The organism is Chroococcidiopsis sp., assembly GCF_051657925.1.
In the GTDB taxonomy this organism is placed as follows: domain Bacteria; phylum Cyanobacteriota; class Cyanobacteriia; order Cyanobacteriales; family Chroococcidiopsidaceae; genus Chroococcidiopsis.
Window position 1 is genome coordinate 1 of the sequence record NZ_JBOFLP010000080.1, and the last position, 8,010, is coordinate 8,010.

The following is an 8,010-nucleotide window of genomic DNA, read 5'->3' on the forward strand; positions in this document are numbered from 1 at the left end:
CTCACTTCTGCATCATGACTGCACCTATAATCAGCACCTGATTGTCTGCTCTGGCGTGACCCGTTCACTCACCGCAGCAAAACACAGAAGACTGCAATGCTTATCAGCTAAGCTTTTCAACTTATCTTAGTGCCATTCACCTAAGAGTGTAGGCCACGCTGAGGGAACTTGAATTTCTGGCTTGGTATCAGGACCGCCCGCTTCGAGCAGCAATACTCTCGTATTAGGGTCTTCTGTAAGACGGTTGGCAACGACACTGCCCGCCGAGCCAGCACCAATCACAATATAGTCATACCAAGCCATTCCATGTTTTCTAGATCCAGCACTCGCAAAACGAGCATGAGTTAGTGAGGCGACTAAACCAGTAGAGAACACAGCGGCATTTTGAAGAAAACGACGACGGTCATAAGGCTTATCGAGCATAAATTTATTCCGTTTTAGTAGTGGTATTGGTTCTGTCGCGGTATTGTCAAATTAAACCGTTTGAAAAATAACTAGTTACAATTTGTCTGAAAAAATAGCTCTTTTAGCGGTTGTGATGCAAAAAGTTTTTGAGAACTGACTCTTCCAGTGAAGCAGTTAAATTTAGGTAGCCACTCCAAAGATTTGAGCGATAAATTTCACTCGATCTAAAATGTCTCCCTTGGACAATTCTACGAGCTGACCTTTTCTAATAGAATTCATAGTTTCGTACCCAATTGGCGTTCTTCTAGCGGGATGAAATGACTTAAAACCGAGATCTGGATTAACTAATTTCTTAATAAACCTATGGTCTTGTTTAACTAGATTATTTAGATCTTTGTTTTGTCGTAACTCACAAGCTTAAGGTAGTATCGCTCCTGCTTTCAACTCTTTAATAGTAATAGGATAAGCTGCATTTTTGAGGTTGATAAAGGGCGCGGGACACCCGCGCCCTTTATCAACCGTATCGACGTTGATTACTCGTGGCGAGTGAGTATGAGCCATCTTTAGTGCTTTGCGAAAAAAACGTTTTGCTGCACGTCTATCTCACACGCGCACTCAACATGAAATCAATTGTGTTGCCAGCCGAATCGACCGCCCGATACAAATATTTCCACTTATCTTTAACCTTGATATAGGTTTCATCGACTCCCCACGAATCATTCGGGGAACTCAGATGAGGGCGAGTGCGTTTTTCTAATTTTGGCACGTAGCGCATCACCCATCTGTAGATAGTTGAACGATCTGTAGTATTTAACTCTGAGCGAGAAAATATACTACCTGCTTAACACCGCTTTTTGCAACACAACCCTAAGAAGCGGGTTGCGCTAACTTAAGAAATATCGCAAGTATCACCTGACGCACAGTAAGATGATGTCAGACTGGAACTGATGCTACTTGAAGGTGTACCTTTGGTTCATGAGCTGGATGGCGATGGAGAGGAAACAGAAGGTCAAGTACTATCTCTATCGGGAGTCCAACCGCTTTTACAACACAACCCAGCAGCCTGTTTTCCCATTTAGTACTCAGGTTGAGGGCTGGTGAGGTGGAAAACGATCGGCGGTGTCACTCCCCAGCTCCTTAGCTCTGTGAGAGTACCATTTTTCCTATCTAGTACGTAGTTCGACTCAAGACCCTCTACGGTTCAACCATTGTTAAAGCATGTAAGTGATGACTTAGCCTTAAGAACTTCGTTCTCAAAGACTCCTGTACCGATGATGAGGTCGCGGTCGGTACCGCCGCACAACGTGAAATAAGTAGAATTCCCAGTCAAACTGAACGTCCCATCTTCGTTATGCCTAATTGAACGCAAATGGTTCGCGCCATCATCAAGATCGATACCTTCCCATAAACCAACGATGGGAATTGCTCTCTTGTTATCTGCCAGAACGCTCTGACCAGTGAGTCCCATCGTTATGAGCATAGCCATTGCGATCGTTCGATAAAGTCTCACATTTTTCTCCTTACTATTGCTACTATTTTCTAACCATTCTTAACGAGTTGACGTACCCTAATTGAACCTAGCTGCTAGCTCCAATCAAACAATAATTGGAAGTATTTCTTTTTTTTGACTGTCGTTAGTATTTGAGGGAAATTTCCTAACAGCCCATGTTTGCTGATTTTGAGAATGAATCGTTCTCATTTTTGGCAAATTGTTTGTCAAAGTGGCAAATTGAATCAAATTATCGGTGTGATGGCGACTAAATTCTAATACCTCTTGGCAGTAAAGATCGAACCTGTTTCCGTGTGTAGAGCGATAAAGCTTTTGTTCTCGTATTTGGGCAAGTCGTTGACCTAATCGATCGTGTGATGGACTCGCCCCAAGGAGAGGAGGATTCAGTAGCTACAAGTTCTCGATCGCTCACAAGAGCTGGTGGAGTTGAGTTGTAATTCATTTCCCTTGCCTGATTTACTGACTATTCCTAAACAGAGTTACGAGAAACAATGTGAGTGTTTTAACTGAGGTTTGTATCAGAAGCTACTGGTTAAGCGAGTACGGTGACTCCTCAAATATTTCTATTGACGTGAAGGATGATGCCCTGATAAATCAACTTATAATAGGTAATGCCCCGATAAATCAATTTATGACCTACTAGTGTTGTAGGTACTTGGGTAGCTTTGGTTTGAGGATCGATGCGATAGGTCACGCCACGATAACTGAGGTTATAAGCTGCTCCAGGTTCGCGAACTTGAACGAATGGGCGATCGGAAGCTTTAGAAGGATGACGCTCGTATGTCATGCCACGATATGTGAGTTTCATATTTCACCTTTTAAATGTATGCGTGAGCGCGAACTGCTATTCTTATCAGGTGACGAGTACTATTGCTATGTGGGGGTGCAGACCCGACTCAGAATCTCAAACTTGGCGAGAGCCTGCTGTTTCTCCCACACTTTACTGGGCGATTGCCATAATTTTGAGTCCTCGTATATATATCAAGCTGATGTGTGTATTTTTATGCGATACGGAGGTTCTCGTAAAATTTCTTTACAATTTGATTTTACAGATAAACCCAGGTGCAATACGGCAGAAATAAGGCATTGCTGAATAGAAGTATGAACTTAGTTGGTCATGCTGAATGCAGCAATGCGGAATGAAACTACCAAGATTCTTCGCTTCACTTCATGTCGCTTAGAATGACATTTCATCCTCTAATTCAGCAACACGACGAAAATAAATAACCAGTGAGTTACAACATAAAATGCTCGTAACCTTGTCAAGCAATTTTGGATTTTGGATTTGCGATTTTGGATTGACCTCTCTTATAAAGAATCCGCTTTAATAACTAATTTTCTCTTTTTTTCTCCATAAATGGAGAGGTAGTAAACCATTTATTGCGCGATTTCAGATTTTCATTTAATCCAAAATCCAAAATCCAAATCTAAAATCGCTTCGGTGACTTTTGACTTCTGACTTCGTATAACAATTCAGCACTACCAACTATTGGCTGTTGCCGAAGTTGTTCTAAACCAACACCTTTGGCATTTAATAAGCCAGCCCACTCGTCATCAAGTTTGGTATTCGCCCCATTGGTACGGCGCAGTTGGGCTAGATGAGTTAAAGCATCGTACCAAATGCCGTTGCTGGCATAAACAGCATAATCCCGTGCTTTCGCTGCAAGTAACTGACTCTTGAGTGTAGGAGTCAGTGCTACCCGCTGTAACCACCCTTCAACAAAAATCGGAGTAGATCCTTGCTGCGGTTCGCAATAAAGCTTGAAGTACCAGCGATACGACTTGCTAATTTCTAGAGGTGTGACTGGTGACGGGATGCTCAGACTAACAATCCCTGGCGTTTGAGGCAACGTTACAGAAGTCCGATAAACGTCATTCCCCTGTTCTGACTGCAACACAAATTCTCCAGATGGTGCTTGTCGGGGAGAATAAGGCACAAAAAACCAAAAACTCGGACGCTCGGCAACTGTTTTGCCTAAATTAGTTTCGGGGATCAAGGCAGTTAGCGGCGGATCGATAGGTGGGCATGGACTGCGACTTCCTCCTCCAGTTCTGCGCCCTGGTCTGCCGTAACCAGAAAAGTCGGGTTCTTGCTGCTTCGCTCGCTTCAATGTAGAAACGTTGTTTGTTAGTCTATCAGGCTGTGCTAAAACTTGCCTGGGGTAACTTGAGTAACTAGCAAATTCCCAAGTAACGGCAATTGCGATCGCGATTGGTAGTTGAGGTAACTTCAGCATGACGGTTTCAATGCACGATAATTTAAGACTAAGACTTGCGTTCGGGTTGGGTAACTTTATAAGTTACTACAGTTGCGATCGCTCCGGCGATTGCAGCCGGAATCAGCGGCAGCCAGCCTCCTTTGAGCAAAAGTACAAAACAAAGTCCAGACAGAATACCAAGGGCAGTAGCGGTTACTAACCCTAGCTGTAAGGGCGATCGCCATCGCCAGCCCAGCACGCTTCCCACCAGCGCCCAGCCCCAAATCCAAAGATTTTCACCCCAGGATGGCAACCACCACAGCAAGGGGCGATCGTCCAAAACCGCACTCAGAATTTGACTCACCATGTGAGCGTGGATCGCGACTCCAGGCAATTCCCTAGACTCGCTAGTGGTACTGTAGGAAGGCGTGGGATGATAATCTTTAAAACTTTCGGCTGTAGTACCAATGAGAACGATCCGATCCTTAACTAGTAATGGTAGTTCTGCATCAAGCGAACCGCTGAGGATTTCGGAGAGAGTAACTTGCTGGGCAACTGGATCGGTGGCACGGTAATTGAGTAAGATTTGGTAGCCTAGTGCATCCAACTGATGGTAGCCGCCAGTGCTAGGTTCGAGTTGCGGCAAGATGACACTGCCTAACTGCCAGTTTTGTTGCGAATTTCGTTGAGGTTGAATACCTTTAGTACCTAAATAAAGTCGTGCGACTCGGAAACTGAAAGATTCGTTCGTTACACAAGCAGACTTAGGATTGATATCCATAAATAGTAGCTGGCGACGAATGACCCGATCGCTATCGACTGGGAGATCGCTAAAGCCGAGGCGGTTTTTTGGGATCTCCGGCGGAGAACTAATCCCTGGATAATCTTCTTTTGCCCGCTCAACTTCGCATATAGCAATGAAGCGATCGTCCTGTAAATAATTGGCTAGTTTTGCCTGGTTGGGGTTGACTGGAAAATCGCGGTAGATATCTAATCCGATAACTTGCGGCTGGTGCGGTCGGAGTTTTTCTAGCAGCCGTGCGAGTGCGGCATCTGATAGACTTCGCTTCTCGTTTAGCTTTTGTTTGTGCACGTCTGCTTCGGTGACTTTCACGATCAGGAGGCGCGGATCTGGTGCTTCACGCGATCGCAGACGCAAACCCAGATCGAAAGCTTGTAACTCCCAGGTTTGTAGTATACCTAATTGCCGGGCTCCTACCACCAAACCGGCGATCGCTACACTTGTCAAGAGTACTCTTCCTAATTTATGCGCGATCGCGCCAATCGCTCGATCGCTCTCAACCACAGAACTAACTTCCTGTGGAGCGCACCAATCTCTCCAAGCCGTCAGTGGTTCGGCTTGATTTTGATAGATCGTAGGTAGCCAAGTCGCACAAGGATATTTGCTCTCTAATTTTTCTAGTCTTTCTCTTGCCTCTCGCACGGCAGTATACAGTGTTTGCCCCCCCGCAAAAGCCGAGAGAAAATACTTGAGAAACTCATGAGCCACTGCATCCGCGATCGGTTCCCGCATGACAATGACTTGAGGAATATCCAGCTCTGCTAGCGATCGCGCCAAGCCTAAACCATCGCAGGAGTTGAAAATTGCTAGTTTCAAACCATTTCCAATCGCTTTTCTGAGGGCATATTTTAATCGATCGAGCGTTAAGCTATCTGTCTGATTTAGCTGGATCGAGCCTTGTGCTTGACTAGAACTATGACCCGCAAAAAAGAGAATATCCCAGTTCTGCCTTAAACAATCGTGTAAATCTTCTAGGGGCGGCTCTACTAAAAACTCGATCTCTGCCAGTTCGGATAACTGCTTTAAAATCAGCCGATCTGGCTCTAGATCGATTCCTTTGCTATTGCCAAAAATTGCTAAAATTCTGACTTTAGCTTTGGATATTTTTGTCGACACCCTCTTTTTTCGTTTGTACTCTAAACCACTTAGAGCGATTTCTGCTTTCGGGTAGTCTTCACAGAATTGCCATAAATGCCAAGGCAGTTGTTGTAGTAAGCGATCGTTAGTTTCAATAATGACGCGAATTTCTTCGGCTGGGTCTAATTGCGTGCGTAATTGCCGCTCGATATGACGAAAAGGCTCAAAGTTTAGCCAGCTATTAATTTTACCTGGTAATTGCTGGCATAAATCTCTAAACTCAATTTCGGAAACGTTAGTTATACCTCCAGCTTCGATTTCGATTCGAGAATTTAACTCTAAACGTTGACAAAGTGCTAAGTACACCAACCGCCAATTTCTATAGAGTTCTATAATCTCTGGCGCTGCTGGTAAACTACCACAAAACTGCTTATGATGAGCATCGCCTTCTTCCCTAAGCTTTGCTGTGACGGTGGAAAAACCGTGATGTAAGTCACCATTGCCCAAGCTTAAGACGACTAACTTACTCATTACCTCTGACAACCAGCGATTTAGATGATAAAGTTTTCGGTCACGACGATCTCACTGCAAGCTACTTGAATTTTAAAACATTCTCCCGATCTGCCCCGAAACCGTTTTAGCTGAATGTAGTTATCGCGATCGCGAGGTTGCACTGATTGCAGCGTGACTCCAGATTCACTCAGTAAAGCTAAACCAAGATCTAGTGGCAGATAATTTTCTTTGCCCGTTGGATGTACTTGTACCATAATACCGACTTGCCCATCGCTTTCTGGCGCGATTGTAATCAGTAACGCTAGGAATTGGTTGCCGATTTGTAGACCCAGATCGAGCAGCTTGACTCCTTTGACACTATTTTCAGATAAGTGGGAGGTACGATCGTGTCTCAAGGCTAGAGTTTGACGATCTGTAGCTAATAGTGTTTCTAAAGACTGCCAACCGTTTTCAAACTGTTTCTCAAACCATTGACCGAGTACCTGTAATTGACTTTGTTTTGCTTGCCCGATCTGCTGTAAGTGTGCTGGTAAATCGGCGATCGCCTGCAACTGCGCGATCTCCACTTCGCCACTTTCTGGTACTGTGGTAGTAAATCCCAGCAATGTGGCTTCTTGTAGCGAATCGTCAAGCTGTACGGCTACGTAGCCAATCCGCTCTGACCAAACCTCTGGCGGAATGTAGATAACATCTGCTTGAGGCAGCACCGGACGACACTCCAGCTTACCCAAGTGAGGAATTTCTAGATCGGCAACATCCATTAATGCTTGAAACACTAGGTTGCGACTACAACTAGCTGCCCAATCCGTCTTTATTCCCAGGCAACGCAGGTAGAAATCAACGGCAGATACTGCTAGAGTATTGAGGTAAACTTGTTTCGCTTTGGCGCGATCGCGATGTTGTTGCCAAAACTGTTCCGCTATCTGGTATGCTTTTATACTTAGAGGAACATTGAAAGTTGAAACTACTAATAATTCTTTCGTCATGGCTATGCTGCTGTGGTAGAGATTAAATATCTTCGAGATTTTCTCGAAGATGCTCTTGGATTTTTGGGGCGAACTTGGTTAAACAGCGCTGATAAAAACTGCTGAGAGTGGAAATTTTTATGCCAAAACTGTCGGAAATTTCCTGCCAAGACTTTGATTCAAGTCGTAGTTTTAATAGAGCTGAGAAATTAGCTTCTGGATAATTTTCGATGTAAGTTTTTCTATATGAATTTTCTGGATCTGATTCTATACAGCTATTGATAATTTCTTTTAAGTCTGGAGTTTCCTCCGGTGAAGCAAGACTATCTAATTCAGATAAAGATGCCCTCTGAATATTGCGGCTATCCAATACTTTGGGAATTGCTTCTGGAAAGAATCGTCGTTGGAGCAGAAAATTACACCATGTCATTACATCTCCACGTTTTGGATCGTACTTATCGATATTTTCGCAAATATATAACAATAGGTCTTGTTTTGCCTCCTGATAAATCTCTTCATAGTGAGATGAGAAATTGCCGC

The 8,010-nt window shown here is 44.2% G+C and carries 7 protein-coding genes and 2 pseudogenes; 1 reads left to right on the forward strand and 8 read right to left on the reverse strand.

What is annotated here, in order from left to right:
* Positions 1-138: 138 nt before the first annotated feature.
* Positions 139-303, reverse strand: a pseudogene (locus ACRC32_RS06200) (NAD(P)-binding protein); the annotation flags it as partial.
* Positions 304-585: 282 nt separating this feature from the next.
* Positions 586-1,207: pseudogene (locus tag ACRC32_RS06205) on the reverse strand (IS6 family transposase); the annotation flags it as partial.
* A 145-nt stretch (positions 1,208-1,352) separates the two neighbouring features.
* Here ACRC32_RS06205 and ACRC32_RS06210 point away from each other — a divergent pair.
* The gene (locus ACRC32_RS06210; protein WP_438553169.1) at positions 1,353-1,484 is read left to right on the forward strand and encodes a hypothetical protein; all 132 of its coding nucleotides are present in this window, start codon (positions 1,353-1,355) and stop codon (positions 1,482-1,484) included.
* A 122-nt stretch (positions 1,485-1,606) separates the two neighbouring features.
* Here ACRC32_RS06210 and ACRC32_RS06215 read toward each other — a convergent pair whose 3' ends face one another.
* The 6 genes from ACRC32_RS06215 to ACRC32_RS06240 all read right to left on the reverse strand — a co-directional run.
* Positions 1,607-1,891 (reverse strand): hypothetical protein, encoded by a 285-nt coding sequence (locus tag ACRC32_RS06215; protein ID WP_438553170.1) that lies wholly within the window; start codon positions 1,889-1,891, stop codon positions 1,607-1,609.
* Positions 1,892-2,468: 577 nt separating this feature from the next.
* Positions 2,469-2,723, reverse strand: a complete 255-nt coding sequence (locus ACRC32_RS06220) for a DUF4278 domain-containing protein (RefSeq protein ID WP_438553171.1) — start codon at positions 2,721-2,723, stop codon at positions 2,469-2,471.
* A 619-nt stretch (positions 2,724-3,342) separates the two neighbouring features.
* Positions 3,343-4,152, reverse strand: a complete 810-nt coding sequence (locus ACRC32_RS06225; protein ID WP_438553172.1) for a DUF928 domain-containing protein — start codon at positions 4,150-4,152, stop codon at positions 3,343-3,345.
* 28 nt (positions 4,153-4,180) lie between these two features.
* The gene (locus ACRC32_RS06230) at positions 4,181-6,523 is read right to left on the reverse strand and encodes a CHASE2 domain-containing protein (RefSeq protein WP_438553173.1); all 2,343 of its coding nucleotides are present in this window, start codon (positions 6,521-6,523) and stop codon (positions 4,181-4,183) included.
* Between the two features lie 20 nt (positions 6,524-6,543).
* Complete coding sequence (locus ACRC32_RS06235) at positions 6,544-7,491, reverse strand: DUF1822 family protein (RefSeq protein WP_438553174.1); 948 nt, start codon at positions 7,489-7,491, stop codon at positions 6,544-6,546.
* A gap of 22 nt (positions 7,492-7,513) precedes the next feature.
* Positions 7,514-8,010 (reverse strand): sigma-70 family RNA polymerase sigma factor (locus tag ACRC32_RS06240; protein ID WP_438553175.1); only part of this gene is annotated, 497 nt, incomplete at its 5' end.